The 13,305-nt window shown below is 71.6% G+C and carries 12 protein-coding genes and 1 pseudogene; 6 read left to right on the top strand and 7 right to left on the bottom strand.

Annotated elements, in window-relative coordinates:
- Positions 1-84: 84 nt before the first annotated feature.
- Positions 85-1,317 (bottom strand): aminotransferase class V-fold PLP-dependent enzyme, encoded by a 1,233-nt coding sequence (locus tag BIU99_RS16490; protein ID WP_071262253.1) that lies wholly within the window; start codon positions 1,315-1,317, stop codon positions 85-87.
- A gap of 237 nt (positions 1,318-1,554) precedes the next feature.
- Between BIU99_RS16490 and BIU99_RS16485 the strand changes: the two genes are divergently transcribed.
- Positions 1,555-2,247: a FadR/GntR family transcriptional regulator gene (locus BIU99_RS16485; RefSeq protein WP_071262252.1), complete on the top strand. Its 693-nt coding sequence runs from the start codon at positions 1,555-1,557 to the stop codon at positions 2,245-2,247.
- A 186-nt stretch (positions 2,248-2,433) separates the two neighbouring features.
- On the opposite strand, the gene BIU99_RS16480 is transcribed toward BIU99_RS16485, so the two are convergent.
- The 3 genes from BIU99_RS16480 to aztA all read right to left on the bottom strand — a co-directional run bounded on the left by BIU99_RS16480 (position 2,434) and on the right by aztA (position 4,732).
- Positions 2,434-3,375, bottom strand: a complete 942-nt coding sequence (locus BIU99_RS16480) for an SDR family NAD(P)-dependent oxidoreductase (RefSeq protein WP_071262251.1) — start codon at positions 3,373-3,375, stop codon at positions 2,434-2,436.
- A 258-nt stretch (positions 3,376-3,633) separates the two neighbouring features.
- On the bottom strand, positions 3,634-3,978 hold the full coding sequence (locus BIU99_RS16475; protein ID WP_064296108.1) for a chorismate mutase: 345 nt from the start codon (positions 3,976-3,978) through the stop codon (positions 3,634-3,636).
- A 61-nt stretch (positions 3,979-4,039) separates the two neighbouring features.
- A complete protein-coding gene (gene aztA / locus BIU99_RS16470; protein ID WP_197479080.1) occupies positions 4,040-4,732 on the bottom strand; it encodes a zinc ABC transporter ATP-binding protein AztA in 693 nt (230 codons plus the stop codon).
- Between the two features lie 50 nt (positions 4,733-4,782).
- Here aztA and aztB point away from each other — a divergent pair, with 50 nt between their 5' ends.
- Genes aztB through aztD form a run of 4 tightly spaced genes read left to right on the top strand, consistent with a single transcriptional unit; the run spans position 4,783 to position 9,209 of the window.
- On the top strand, positions 4,783-5,781 hold the full coding sequence (gene aztB / locus BIU99_RS16465) for a zinc ABC transporter permease AztB (RefSeq protein ID WP_064296110.1): 999 nt from the start codon (positions 4,783-4,785) through the stop codon (positions 5,779-5,781).
- Positions 5,673-6,998: a hypothetical protein gene (locus BIU99_RS16460; protein WP_217635022.1), complete on the top strand. Its 1,326-nt coding sequence runs from the start codon at positions 5,673-5,675 to the stop codon at positions 6,996-6,998. Before aztB ends, BIU99_RS16460 begins: the two co-directional genes overlap by 109 nt.
- Positions 6,999-7,000: 2 nt before the next feature.
- Positions 7,001-7,933 carry a zinc ABC transporter substrate-binding protein AztC gene (aztC, locus tag BIU99_RS16455; RefSeq protein ID WP_071262250.1) on the top strand — a complete coding sequence of 311 codons (933 nt, stop codon included), beginning with the start codon at positions 7,001-7,003 and terminating at the stop codon, positions 7,931-7,933.
- 28 nt (positions 7,934-7,961) lie between these two features.
- The gene (aztD, locus tag BIU99_RS16450; RefSeq protein ID WP_071262249.1) at positions 7,962-9,209 is read left to right on the top strand and encodes a zinc metallochaperone AztD; all 1,248 of its coding nucleotides are present in this window, start codon (positions 7,962-7,964) and stop codon (positions 9,207-9,209) included.
- Positions 9,210-9,294: 85 nt separating this feature from the next.
- On the opposite strand, the gene BIU99_RS16445 is transcribed toward aztD, so the two are convergent.
- The 3 genes and pseudogenes from BIU99_RS16445 to BIU99_RS16435 form a co-directional block, all read right to left on the bottom strand.
- Positions 9,295-10,689 carry an FtsX-like permease family protein gene (locus tag BIU99_RS16445; RefSeq protein ID WP_254773641.1) on the bottom strand — a complete coding sequence of 465 codons (1,395 nt, stop codon included), beginning with the start codon at positions 10,687-10,689 and terminating at the stop codon, positions 9,295-9,297.
- A gap of 227 nt (positions 10,690-10,916) precedes the next feature.
- Positions 10,917-11,594, bottom strand: a pseudogene (locus BIU99_RS16440) (ABC transporter ATP-binding protein); the annotation flags it as partial.
- Positions 11,595-11,696: 102 nt separating this feature from the next.
- Positions 11,697-12,011 (bottom strand): hypothetical protein, encoded by a 315-nt coding sequence (locus BIU99_RS16435; RefSeq protein ID WP_064296112.1) that lies wholly within the window; start codon positions 12,009-12,011, stop codon positions 11,697-11,699.
- Positions 12,012-12,138: 127 nt separating this feature from the next.
- Between BIU99_RS16435 and BIU99_RS16430 the strand changes: the two genes are divergently transcribed.
- The gene (locus BIU99_RS16430; RefSeq protein ID WP_082916158.1) at positions 12,139-13,293 is read left to right on the top strand and encodes an AI-2E family transporter; all 1,155 of its coding nucleotides are present in this window, start codon (positions 12,139-12,141) and stop codon (positions 13,291-13,293) included.
- The last annotated feature ends 12 nt before the right edge of the window (positions 13,294-13,305 follow it).

Here is a 13,305-nt window from a genome sequence, read left to right as displayed (position 1 = left end):
GGGGGGGGGGGGGGGGGGGGGTGGATGCTGTGGTGCCGGTGCGGTGGTGCGGGTGTGGTGATGTCGGGTCGGGCGGGTCCGCGCTCAGCTCGTGGCAGCGCGTTCCTCCTCGGCCCATCGCGCGAGCACCGGGACGGCGTGCTCGGCGAAGTGTTCGAAGTCCTCGGGGGTGTTGTAGACGTGGGTGGAGAGTCGGACGTAGCCGATCCCGTCGAGGCTCGTGAACGCGCCCTCGACACCGAGCTCGGCGGAGACGCGGTCGCGGAGCCCGTCCGCGGTCGCGTGGGTCGTCGCGAGGCCGGTCGGGAGCTTGACGAGCCGGAGGGCGTTGACGGGCATGCCCACGTCGACGTGGCTGTCCTCGCCGGTGATGGCGGTCACGGCGTCGGCGACCACCTCGACCGCGTAGTCGGCGAGCTCGGTCATGTAGTCCCTGGCGGCCGACCAGCCCCAGACGTCCTCGATGAACCCGAGCGAGGTCGCCGCGGCGAGGTAGCTCGTGACGTCGACCGTGCCCTGGGTGTCGAAGCGCTGCGGGAACGGGTACGGGGAGCCCCAGGAGTCGATGAGCGGGTAGAGCTCCTGCGCGAGCGGGCTGCGGGCGACGAGGACGGCGGCACCGCGCGGGGCGCACCCGAACTTGTGCAGGTTGCCGACCCAGAAGTCGCAGTCGAGGTCGCGCATGGGATCGGCGTAGAGGCCGGGCACGTGGGCGGCGTCGACGAGCGTGGGGATGCCGGCGGCGCGGGCGGTGGCGGCGATCTGCTGGACCGGCAGGAGTCGGGCGGTCGGCGAGGTGATCTGGTCCATCACGATGAGGGCCGTGCGGTCGCTGAACTCGGCGACGACGGCGTCGTGGGCGGTCTGCGCGTCGGCGTCGAGCGGGATGCGGGCGGTCCGGACGGTGCCGCCCCAGCGACGCGCGAGGCGCTCCGCTCCCATCGTGACGGCGCCGTAGCCGTGGTCGGTGACGATGATCTCGAGGCCGCGCTGCACGGGGAGGCTGGAGAAGACGACGCTCGCTCCGGCACTCGCGTTCGGGACCATGGCGAGCTGGTCGACCGAGGCCCCGAGGAACTCGGCGATCCCGACACGGGCCGCGCCGACCTTGGCCGGGAGGGCCGGGAACCAGGTGAGGGGCGCGGCCTCCATCTCGCGGCGGAGGGCCTGCTGGTGCTCCTGCGCGACGATCGGGACCGCCCCGAAGGATCCGTGGTTGATGTGACGTTTGGTCGGATCCAGCGTCCACCCGGCCGTTGCCGGTCGGCCGTCGCCGAGCGTGAGCGGCGCTGGCCGTGCGATGGTGCGAGTGTCCACAGTGACGTTCCTCCGAGTCGATTATGCAGTGGATTGTCCGATAACCATAGGGGCAACGTTTGATGACTTGGGTTTCTGTCGTGTTACAAGTGATCGCTCAGGTCGTTTCCGGATCGACTCATCGGATGACTTGTCTTTCGAGCATCGAGTCATCGGACGTCTCATGGTCCGCGGCGGCTCGCGGCTCGACGGCCAGGGGCCGCTACGATGGCGGGACGACCCCTGAGGAGGAGCCGCATGTCCGCAGTCGACACCGCGTTCCACGGCCTGCGACACATGATCGCGTCGGGACGACTCGTGGCGGGACAGCGGTTCCCGGCCGAGAACGAGCTCTGCGACGAACTCGGCGTGTCACGCGGGTCCCTCCGTGAGGCCGTCCGCATGCTGGCCGCCCTCGGGATCATCGAGTCCAGGCACGGCTCGGGCACCTACGTGTCGATGCTCCGGCCCGAGGAGATCATCGGCAGCCTGTCACTCACGGTCGATCTCCTCCCCCTCGACGGTCTCCTGCAGATGTACGAGCTGCGGCGGGTGCTCGAGACCCACGCCACCTCTCAGGCGGCTGCTCGCGCGAGCGACGAGGTGCGCGCCGAACTCGCCGAGCTCGTGGAGGCGATGGAACGCACGACCGACCCCGCCGAGTCGAGCGAGCTTGACCACCGGTTCCACGAACTCATCGCACGGACGGCCGGGAACGCCACGCTGACGGCCCTGTTGCAGGTCTTCCGGTCGCGCTCACGTGCCTACGACGTCTTCAGCCTGCCCGCCGGCGACGAGCTGCGTCGAGTCAGCAACCGCGGCCACCGGGCGATGACCGAGGCGATCATCTCGCGCGACCCCGTCGGGGCGGCCGGGGCGGCGTCAGCGCATGTCGCGCAGACCGAGGAGTGGTTGCGCGTCCTGCAGCCGCCGGCCACCCCCGCTGACTGAGGTCTGGTTGCGCCAGCGCGGTGCGCTGACGTCAGCGCGGGTCTGTGGCGCGAGCGCGGGTCTCCGGAGGGGCGCGCTCGGCGCCATGGCCCGCAGCCACGCCGGTTGAGCCGCCGTCACGCGAGCGCACCGCGCTGGGGCCGATTCCCCCGCGCTCGTGCCGGCGCGGTGCGCTGACGGCTGCGGTTACGAGGTCGGGAGGATGGGCGTACCGATGAGCCGCTCGAGGTCGGTCCAGAGCGCCGACGCGACGTCTCGATCGGTCGTGATCGCTGTCGGCGTCTGTCGGACGGCGTCGCCCTTCGTCAACCACCGGGGACCGTAGAACCAACCACCGTCGGCCGCCTCGTCGGTGACCGCTCGGAGCGTCGGCTCGGCACCCCGCTGCTTGCTCTGCGCGTAGACGGACTGCAGGGTGTCGGAGAAGCGGCGCCCACGGTTCGGCTCGTTGACGCCGGGGACGCGACGGTCGAGTCCGTTGACCGAGTAGCCGGGGTGTGCGACGAGGGCCCGGACGGTGCTGTGCGACGCCGCGAGCCGACGGTCGAGCTCGAAGCCGAGCGACGAGAGGGCGATCTTGGACTGGGCGTAGGCCTGCCAGCCGCTGTACCCGTCGCGGAGCTGCAGGTCGTCGCCGTGGAACCGGACGAGCAGGGTGGAGAGGCTTCCGAGGAGCACGACGCGCGGCGCGGAATCGTGGGCGTCCGCTGTGCGCTGCAACACCGGCAGGGCTTCGGCGAGCAGGGCGGCGTGGCCGACGACGTTCGTCGCGAAGACCAGCTCGATGCCGTCGGCCGTCTCCTGCCGCTCCTTCGGCATGTGCACCATCCCGGCGTTCGCGACGAGGGCGTCGAGACGGTCGAGGTCCGCGAGTCGCTCACCCGCCGCGCGCGCCGAATCGAGCGAGGAGGTGTCGAAGGGGAGGTGGCTGAGCCGGGCGTCGGGCACCTTCACCCGGATCGCGCGCATCGCCGCCTGGGTCTTGGTCGCACTCCGCGACGCGAGCACGACCTCCGCCCCCGCTCGTGCAAGTCCGAGACTCGTCCAGAAGCCGAGGCCGGCGTTCGCTCCGGTGACGAGGACGACGCGTCCGGTCTGATCGGGCAGGGAGTCGGCGTTCCAGGTCATGGACTCATGATGGCGTAGGACGCTGGACACCGCCCGAAGAAGCGTCACCCCTTGCCCTGACTCACCCGAGGTGCCAGCGCGGTGCGCCGACGCGACCGCGAGCGAATCGGGCCGAGTGTGGGCGGACGGGCCTGATCGCACGCGAACGGGCCTCACCGCGGGCCACACGCGTGGGCGCGACCCTCCGGAGACCCGCGCTCACGCCACAGACCCGCGCTCGCGTCAGCGCACCGCGCTGGCCGAAGGGAACACGCGGGATCAGTGCTGGTTGGCGAGACGCTCGTGGTGGTGGATGACCTCGGCGACGACGAAGTTGAACCACTTCTCGGCGAAGGCCGGGTCGAGGTGCGACTCCTCGGCGAGCGCCCGGAGACGGGTGATCTGCCGCTGCTCGCGCGCCGGATCGCTCGCGGGCATGTCGTGCTCGGCCTTCAGACGACCGACCTCCTGGGTGCACTTGAACCGCTCGGCCAGCAGGTGGACGAGCGCCGCGTCGATGTTGTCGATGCTGCTCCGCAGGCGGCCCAATCGCTCGGTGGCCGCCTGGGCGTCCGCCGCAGCGGCGCCGGTCGTGGGTTCGGGTTGCTGCTCGGCCTGACTCATGCGAAAACTCTAGCAACGCGCCCGGGGCGGTAGACGGGTCGCCGGGCGATCCCCAGCCGGTTCACCGCGGAGCCTCGACGAGACAGCCCGTCTCGAGATGCAGCCGCGCGTCGGCCTCGGCGACCGCGACCGGATCGTGCGTCACCTCCACCACCGTCGCGCCGCGGTCGGCCTCCGCCCGGAGCACCTCGCGGATCGCCAGCCCAGCCGCACGATCGAGACCGACGGTCGGCTCGTCGAGCAGCAGGAGGTCGGCCTCACGCGCGAGCGCCTGCGCGACGAGGACCCGCTGGCGCTGTCCACCCGACAGCTCACCGAAGGAGCGTCCGGCGAGGTGCAGGACGTCGAGGCGGGCGAGGCTCTCGTCGACGATACGGCGGTCCCTCGCCCCGAGTCGACCCCACCGACGACGCAGCGTCGGCCAGCGTCCCATCGATGCGACATCGCGCACCGTGACCGGGAAGCGCTCGGGCACGGCACTGCGTTGCGGGACGTAGGCGGCGGACCGACCGTCGAGGCCGTCGACGCCGCCCGAGCTCGGTCGGTGTAGGCCCGCGATCACCGCGAGCAACGTCGACTTCCCCGCTCCGTTCGCCCCGGTGACGACGGTGATGGCGGCCGCCCCGACCTCGACCGAGATCCCGTGCAGGACGCGCGCGCCGTCGTACTCGGCCGACACGTCGTGGAGTCGGATGCCGGACACGACGGGCCGTCCCGCCATCGGAGGGCGAGGGGTGCTCGTCGCGGATCGCATGTCTTCACCCTATCAATACTGAGAATCATTTTCATGTAGAGTGCTCGACCATGACCTGGATCACCGAGCCGTTCACCGCGGCCTTCCTCCTGCGCGCCCTCGTCGGCGGTCTGCTGGTGGCGGCCGTCTGCGGTGTCGTGGGCACCTGGGTCGTCCTCCGCGGCCTCGCGTTCCTCGGGGAGGCGATGGCCCACGGCATGCTGCCCGGCGTCGCCACCGCCGCGCTCCTCGGCCTGCCGCCGGTCGCCGGCGCAGCCGTCAGCGCAGTCGTCATGACCGCCGGCGTCAGCCTCGTCTCGCGGCGCGGCAGGCTGTCCCACGACACCTCGATCGGTCTCCTCTTCGTCGGCATGCTGGCCCTCGGGGTCATCATCGTGTCGTCGAGCAGATCGTTCGCCACGGACCTCACGGCGATCCTCTTCGGCGACATCCTCGCCATCCGGCCCGCGGACCTGGCGGGCCTCGCCATCGCCCTTCTCGTCACCGTGGGCGTCGCGGTCGCCTTCCACCGCCCGTTCGTCGCGCTCGCCTTCGACCGCCGGGTCGCGCAGACCATGGGCCTCCGGCCGAGACTCGCCCACGCGATGCTCGTCGGCCTCGTGACCCTCGCGGTCGTCGCCTCCTACAGTGCCGTCGGCACGCTGCTCGTCGTGGCCCTCCTCCTCGGGCCGGCCGTCGCCGCGGCCCATTGGGCGCGTCGCATCCCGCTCATCATGCTGCTCGCCTCGGGCTTCGGCGGCCTCGCCGTGCTGCTCGGCCTGCTCCTCTCCTGGTACGGCGACACCGCGGCCGGAGCGTCCATCGCCGCCTGCTCGATCCTGCTCGCCACGGTGTCCTGGGGCGCGCGGGCGCTCGTCGGACGGCTCCGGCGGCCCACCGACCGACACCTCGACCACCCCGACGACCACCTCTCCGAACCGACCCACCTGGAAAGCGCACCGTGCACCGACTCCTCCGACCGACCATCCGACCAGGCGGCTCCCGCCCGACCGACGACCGGCTCCCCCGCGTCACACGCACCGCGCTCACTCTCGGCGCCCTCGCACTGACCCTCACCGCCTGCGCGCCGCAGGGGTCGGCATCACCCACCGCGTCGGCCTCGGACGAACCGCGCGGACACGGCTACGTCGAGGGCGCGAGTGAGCTCCCCGAGCCGCAACTGCACCTCGCGACCGCCGACGTCGACGGCACCGTCGAGCTGACCGACCTGCTCAGCGAGGAGCGCACGACGCTCGCCGAGCTCGGCCCGATCTCGGCGCTCACGGGCGACGGTCGGTTCGTCGCCGCGCAGTCCGAGCCCGCCGGCACCGTGACGATCATCGACACCGGTGTGTGGACGGTCGATCATGAGGACCACCAGCACTACTACCGCGCCGAGGCGCGGGTCGTGGGCGAGATCGAGGGCGACGGACCAGCGACGATCACCGCGGGTTCGACGACCACCGCCGTGCGGTTCGCCGGTTCGGGCGAGACACTCCTGCTCGACACCGCCGCACTCGGCAGGGGCGACATCACGCAGTCCGGTCGGATCCGGACCTCGCCCGGTGCTCCCGGGCTCACCGTGCCGATCGGCGAGACGGTCGTCGCATCCGACGGGAGCGGGAGGCTGCATCTCCACGGCGTCGACGGCGACCTCCTCGACCCTTCGTCGGCGTCCGTGACCGCTGCCGACGCTGTGCTCGCCGGGTGCACCGATCCGGCCGGCAGCATCACGACGAACGTCGGCGTCGTCATCGGCTGCGCGGAGGGCGCGGTCCTCGCCGTCGTCGACCGCAGCTCGAGCGAGGCCGACCCGGTCCCCACGTTCGAGGCGATCCCCTATCCACAGGCTGTCGCCGCCGACGACCGCGCGATGTCCTTCCATTCGCGCCCCGGTCGTCCGACGGTCGCCGCCGTCGCCGGCACCTCCGGCGCCTGGCTGCTCGACACCCGCGAGCGCAGCTGGGCCCTGCTGCCGACCTCCACGCCGCTCCAGCTCGTCACCGCCGTCGACGACCGCGACCAGCACGTCGTGGGCCTCACGACGACCGGCGACCTCCTCGTCCTCGACGGCGCCACCGGCGCCGTGACGGGGACCGCAGCCGCACTCGTCGGTGGAGCCGACCTCGCCACGGGCGTCCAACTGGAGGTCGACCAGAACCGCGCCTACCTGAACACCCCGGGCACGCGCACCGTCTCCGAGATCGACTACGGCGACGCCGCGCGGATCGCCCGCACCTTCACCTTCGACACGGCACCGGCGTTCCTCGCCGAGACGGGACGCTGACCATGCGAGCGACCATCCCCCGGACGACCGCCCTCCTGCGCACGACCGCCGTCCTCGCGGCCGGCCTCGTGCTCGGAACCGGCCTGACGAGCTGTGCGGCGAGCGCCGACGACCGCCCGCTCGTCGTCGTGACCACGAACATCCTCGGCGACGTCGTCGGTGAACTCGTCGGTGACCAGGCCGAGGTCATGACCCTCATGCCGCCCGACGCCGATCCGCACTCCTTCGAGATCTCCGCGCGGCAGGCGGCACGCATCACCGGTGCGCAGCTGCTCGTGTCGAACGGCCTGGGACTCGAGGAGGGACTCACCCAGCACCTGGAGACCGCGGCCGACGAGGGGGTGCCGATCGTCGAGGCCGGCTCGCTCGTCGACGTCCTCGAGACCGAGTCGGGCGCGACCGATCCGCACTTCTGGACCGACCCGACGCAGATGACGTCGGTCGTGGACGGGGTCACCGAGGCGTTGCTCGAGGAGATACCCACGCTCGACGCGGCCGAGCTGCAGGCGAACGCCGCCACGTACACGGCCGGGCTCGAGGCGCTCGACGCCGAGATGGCCGAGGCGTTCGCCGCCATCCCGGCCGAGCAGCGGAAGCTCGTCACCAACCATCACGTGTTCGGGTATCTCGCCGCCCGCTACGACTTCCAGGTCATCGGCGCCGTGATCCCGAGCGGCACCACGCTCGCGGCGCCCAGCGCCTCGGACCTCGACGAACTGTCGACCGCGATCGAGGAGGCCGGCGTCCGGACGATCTTCGCCGACTCCTCCCAACCCGACCGGCTCGTGCAGGTGCTCGCCGACGAGGCGGACGTCGACGTCGCCGTCGTCCCGTTGTTCACCGAGTCGTTGACCGCCGAGTCGGGCGACGCCCCCACCTACCTCACCATGATGCGCGCGAACACCGAGCGCATCGCCACCGGACTCTCGCCCTGAGCGGGCGTCCACGAACCGATAGGAAACCATGCAGCAGCAGCACCGCAGTCCCCTGGCTCCGCGCCTGAAGCGCGGTCGGGTCCCGTTCCTCGCCCTCGGCACCGCCGCGGCCCTCCTCCTCACCGGTTGCTCGACCGCGAGCGGCTCCGCGCCCGACGCAACCGCGTCGACCTCCGCCGACCCGCAGCGTCGGATCACCCTCACCTACGACGGCGGCCTCCTCGTCCTCGACGCCGCCTCCCTCGAGGTGGTCGGCGACCTCCCCCTCGACGGGTTCAACCGGGTGAACGCCGCCGGCGACGGGCGGCACGTGCTCGTCACCACGACGAAGGGCTTCCAGGTCCTCGACACCGGGACGTGGACGGACGAGGACGGCACCTCGAAGCAGGCCGACCCGGTCCTGACCGACCTCGTCTTCCCCGCCGACACCGCAGGCCACGTCGTCCGTCACGCCGACAAGACCATCCTGTTCGCCGACGGCTCCGGCGACACGACGATCTTCGACAGCGCCGACCTCCTCGAGGCCACCGACGAGCTGCCTGAGACCGAGACCATCCCGTCGGAGGCCGCGCACCACGGTGTCGCCATCGAGCTCGAGGACGGCACCGTGCTGTCCACGATCGGCACCCCGGACGCCCGGACCGGTGTCCGCGTGCTCGACGACTCGCGCACCGAGATCGCCCGCAACGAGCAGTGCCCGTCGGTGCACGGTGAAGGCACCGTCAAGGACGAGGTCGTCGTGTTCGGCTGCAGCGACGGCGTGCTCGTCTACGACAGCGGCGTGTTCACGAAGATCCAGGCGCCGGACGCCTACGGGCGCACGGGCAACCAGTACGTCAGCGAGACGTCCTCCATCGCGGTCGGCGACTACAACAGCGACCCCGACGCCGAGGGCTACGACCTCCGCCAGCTCGCGTTCACCGACACGGTCGCGAAGACGACGAAGATCGTCGACCTGCCGGAGGGCGTCGGCTACACCTGGCGCGACGTCGCCCGAGGGCCGAACGACGAGGTCGTCGTGCTCGGCAACGACGGTTCGCTGCACATCCTCGACGAGCAGACGGGTGCCGTCACCGACACCATCGAGGTCATCGACGCCTGGGAGCCGCCGGCCGAGTGGCAGGACGCCCACCCTGCGCTCGTCGTCCAGGACGGTGTCGCCTACGTGACCGACCCGGCGACGAAGTCGATCCACGCCGTGGACCTCGCGTCCGGCGACATCACGACGGGTGAGCTGCCCGGCGTCCCGAACGAGATCGCGGTCGTCACGGGCTGACCCGACCTCACCGAGAGCGCCCGTTCCGTCCTCCCCGCTTCATGCAGGGGGCGGAACGGGCGCTCTCGTCGTGCGGGCCGGGCGGTCAGACGCGCTCGGGCGCTCGGAGCACTCCGGAGACGACCGGACGGGTCGCGCGAAGGGCCGCCCACACGAGCCCGATGCCACCGGCGAAGCACCCGACGATGACGAGGACCGACAGCGGGGCGAGGATGACACTGATGCTGGCCATCGGCAGGACGAGCAGGACGCCCAGTCCGGCCGAGCCCAGCGCGACCACCCGCAGGGGCAGCATGACCGCGCGACCGCGAGCCCGTTCCATCACGTCCCGCGGCACCCCCAGGCGGTCGAGGCTGACGTAGAGGTCGCGGCGGTCGAGGACCGCCGAGGCCTGGTTCACCCCGACGGAGCACGCGACCATGAGGAACGACGCGACGAGCGTGATGATCACGCCGGTGCGGATGTCGTCGATGAGGATGGCGCTCTCGCGGTCGAGGTCGGAACCGCCGGCGGCATCCATGAGCGCCACACCGGTCCCCGCGACGACGGCGACGAAACTCGTCATCGCCACGCCGCTGACCTGACGCCACGCCGCCTTCGGCGACTCCAGGATCGTGCGGGCTGCGAGGAGCCGCTCCGATGTCTTGGCACGCTTGGCCGACCCACGGCCGATCATCCCGACCACCCAGGGGCCGATCAATCCGAGCACGCCCACACCGGCTGCGAACCCGACGCCCAGCACGGCGATGATGGCGGCTACCTCCTGCAACCCCGTCACGACGGAGAGCATGCCGTAGGCGACGATCACGACGACGACCCCGACGACGATGCGCAGCCAGTGCACGGTCGGCGCCTGCTGCTTCGTGCGGACGCCGAGCGGACTCACGTTCACGGCGCGGAGACCGATGGCGGCGCTCGCTGCTGCGAGCAGCACGACCCCGAGGACCACCGCGGCGATGATCGGGACACCGACCCAGACGCCCTCGACCCCGATCGGGGAACCACCGAACGGGATGAGCCCGACGAGCGGCAGCATGCCGAGGTACAGCAGGATCCCGGCGAACGCACCGAGCAGGGCGACCCCGGCCGACTCGAGGACGGTCATCGCCGTGACCGTGCCGGGTGTCGCGCCGAGGAGTCGGAGGGTGGCGAGTCGGTCGTCGCGGCGCCGGGCGGAGAGCCGCGCGGCCGCCCCGCCGAGCGAGCCGAGCGGGACGAGCAGCAGGGCCAGCGCAAGCACGCTGAGCACCTGGTAGACGAAGGCCGTCTCACCGGTCCACCGCCAGAACATCATCGCGCCGCCGAGCACCGTGAGGACGAGTGCGGTGGTCACGGCGAACGCGACCGCCGGGAGCACGATCGTCGCAGGGCTCTGCGCGCCAGGGCGGGCGAGCATCCAGGTGAGACGGACGACGGGACTGCGACCGCTGCCGGCGGGGACCGGGATCCGGGTCGGTGCGACCCCGAGTGCGGCGGTCACGGTCGGGCTCCGTTCGGGACGACACCGGTCGCCTGACCCGGGTAGGTCTGCGGCGGGTACGGCTGCGCAGCGGGCTGGGGGTATGGCTGCTGCGGGAACGGCTGCCCGGCGGGCTGCTGCTGGTACGGGGGCTGCTGCGGCGGGCACGGCTGCTGCGCCTGCTGCGGCACGGGTGCCTGCCCGCTCGCGAACTGCTGCGCCGGGGTCGGTGCGCCGACCCCGCCCGGCTGCCCGATGATCCGACCGTCGGCGAGGCGGATGATCCGAGAGCACCGCGCGGCGACCGTCTCGTCGTGCGTCACGAGGACGAGCGTGCGTCCCTGCCCGGTGGTCGCGTGGAGCAGCGCCCCCATGACGTCGGCGGAGGTCCGGGAGTCGAGCGCGCCGGTCGGCTCGTCGGCGAAGACGATCGGCGCACCGGTCACCTGAGCGCGGGCGATCGCGACGCGCTGCGCCTGACCACCGCTCAGTTCGCCGATCCGGCGGGTCTCCATGCCGGCCAGTCCCAGAGCGGCGAGCCACGCTGCCGCACTCGACTCGGCGGCGATCCGCGGTGTCCCGCCGAGCATCAGGGCGATCGCGACGTTCTCGACGGCGGTCAGCTCGGGGATGAGCAGGCCCTGCTGGAAGACGAAGCCGAAGGACTCGCGCCGCAGCTGCGAGCGGTGGCGTTCGTCGAGCTGGTCGACGCGGACGACGCCCGTCGGGGTGCTGAAGGCGATCGAGCCGGTGTCGGGGGTGACGATCCCGGCGAGCGCATGCATGAGCGTCGTCTTGCCGGAGCCGGAGGCACCCATGATGGCGACCGACTCACCGGGGAGGATGTCGAGGTCGACGCCGGCGAGGGCGACGGTCGGCCCGTACTGTTTCGTGAGTCCGCGAGCGGAGAGGATCGAAGTGTTCATGCTCCCATCGTCGGCGGCGGGTGTCCCGCAGCGCGTCGGCCGGGCGATGCAAGCTCCCCCGCCCGGGTCATCCGCGAGGTGGACCCGGCGTGGACCTCGCGGTCAGTTGCCGCGGCGGCGGTACTGGGCGAAGACCGCCGCGTCGGCTGCCCAGCCCGCGCCGAGGAAGCGGAGACCTGTTCCGGCGTCGGTCCCGCCGGCTGCGGCCGCGGGCGTCTGGGTCGGCTCGACCGAGGCGGTGAGATCGACCCCGGCAGCGCCCGCGGCGACGTGCGCAGTAGCGCTGACGCGCTCGGCGACCACTCCCTGCTCCGCGGCCTCGTCGCGCCGGCCCGGCATCGGCTCCGTGAGCGGGACCGCCCGCAGCGGTGCGGTGACCCGGGTATGGACGGCGTGCGAGCGGGTGATCGATGACATGTTCCCATCGTCCTGAACGCGAACACCCGACACATCCCGCAGCCGGGTGATCCTGCGGGACCCGGTCTCATCCTCCGGTACCACGACAGCTGTCGGGCAAACGGGCGGTGGGCAATACGCTTGCGGCATGACGAGTACGCCCCATCGCCACCAGCAGCTGCGTCCGGCGGCACGTCAGCAGCGTGTCCGGTTCCGCGCCCACCGCCCGGCCGAGTTGACGACCACCGTCAGGACGACCCTCCAGCGCCCCTTCGCGATCGGCTTCGTCGGAGCACTCGGTGCCCTCGCGGCCATCCTGCTCGTCCTCACCCTCGGCTCGCTGTCGACCATCCTCGTCTCCATCGCGGTCGGACTCTTCATCGCCCTCGGCCTCGACCCGGTCGTCGTCCGACTCGAGGCACGAGGCATCAAGCGCCCGTTCGCCATCGCGATCGTCTTCGCCGCCTTCGCCGTCCTGCTCGCGATCCTCCTGGCCCTCGTCATCCCCGTCGTCACCCGGCAGGCCGTCGAGCTGGTGAGCAACGCCCCCGCCTTCCTCACCGGCATCCAGGACCAGGAGTGGTTCCGGTCCCTGAGCGACTACCTCGGTCCGGGCGTCGATCTCCAGGGCGCGCTCGATTGGCTCTACGGGGTGGCCGCCGACCCGAAGACGTGGGTCGTCCTGGCCGGCGGCGCCCTCAACCTCGGCGTCGGCATCGCGAACGGCTTCTTCGGCGGCTTCATCGCCCTCGTCCTCGCGCTCTACTTCCTCGCGTCCATGCAGGCGATGAAGAACGCGTTCACCTCCCTCGTGCCCCGTCGCTCCCGGCCGCGCGTCGTGTCGATCACCGACCAGATCACCGCCTCCATCGGCGGGTACGTGAGCGGCATGGTGGTGCTGGCCGGGATCAACGCCGTCCTCGGGCTCATCATGATGCTCATCGTCGGGGTGCCGTACGCCGGGATCCTCGCCGTCGTCATCTTCTTCGTGACGCTCATCCCCCTCGTCGGCTCGATCATCGCCACGGTCATCGTCGCGACCGTCGGGCTGTTCGACTCACCGACGACGGCACTCGTCGTCATCGTCTACTACCTGGTCTACATGCAGATCGAGTCGTACGTGCTGACGCCGCGGGTCATGAACAAGGCGGTCTCGGTGCCCGGCGCCCTCGTCGTCATCGGCGCGATGGTCGGCGGTTCGCTCATCGGGCTGCTCGGCGCCCTCGTCTCCATCCCGGTGACGGCGTCGATCCTGCTGATCATCAAGCAGGTCGTCGTGCCACGACAGAACGCGAAGGCGTAGCCGCTCCCCGCC

This window comes from Plantibacter sp. MMLR14_011, from assembly GCF_001865025.1.
Taxonomy (GTDB): Bacteria; Actinomycetota; Actinomycetes; order Actinomycetales; family Microbacteriaceae; genus Plantibacter; species Plantibacter flavus_A.
Note: the sequence above shows the minus strand (reverse complement) of the source record. Positions and strands in the feature narration are given on the sequence as shown.

Excerpts from the sequence above, each read along its gene's own strand:
- aztB (WP_064296110.1), top strand. The coding sequence starts at position 4,783 with ATGACCTGGATCACCGAGCCGTTCACCGCGGCCTTCCTCCTGCGCGCC.
- BIU99_RS16485 (WP_071262252.1), top strand. The coding sequence starts at position 1,555 with ATGTCCGCAGTCGACACCGCGTTCCACGGCCTGCGACACATGATCGCG.
- aztD (WP_071262249.1), top strand. The coding sequence starts at position 7,962 with ATGCAGCAGCAGCACCGCAGTCCCCTGGCTCCGCGCCTGAAGCGCGGT.
- aztC (WP_071262250.1), top strand. The coding sequence starts at position 7,001 with ATGCGAGCGACCATCCCCCGGACGACCGCCCTCCTGCGCACGACCGCC.
- BIU99_RS16475 (WP_064296108.1), bottom strand. The coding sequence starts at position 3,978 with ATGAGTCAGGCCGAGCAGCAACCCGAACCCACGACCGGCGCCGCTGCG.
- BIU99_RS16435 (WP_064296112.1), bottom strand. The coding sequence starts at position 12,011 with ATGTCATCGATCACCCGCTCGCACGCCGTCCATACCCGGGTCACCGCA.
- BIU99_RS16430 (WP_082916158.1), top strand. The coding sequence starts at position 12,139 with ATGACGAGTACGCCCCATCGCCACCAGCAGCTGCGTCCGGCGGCACGT.
- aztA (WP_197479080.1), bottom strand. The coding sequence starts at position 4,732 with ATGCGATCCGCGACGAGCACCCCTCGCCCTCCGATGGCGGGACGGCCC.
- BIU99_RS16480 (WP_071262251.1), bottom strand. The coding sequence starts at position 3,375 with ATGACCTGGAACGCCGACTCCCTGCCCGATCAGACCGGACGCGTCGTC.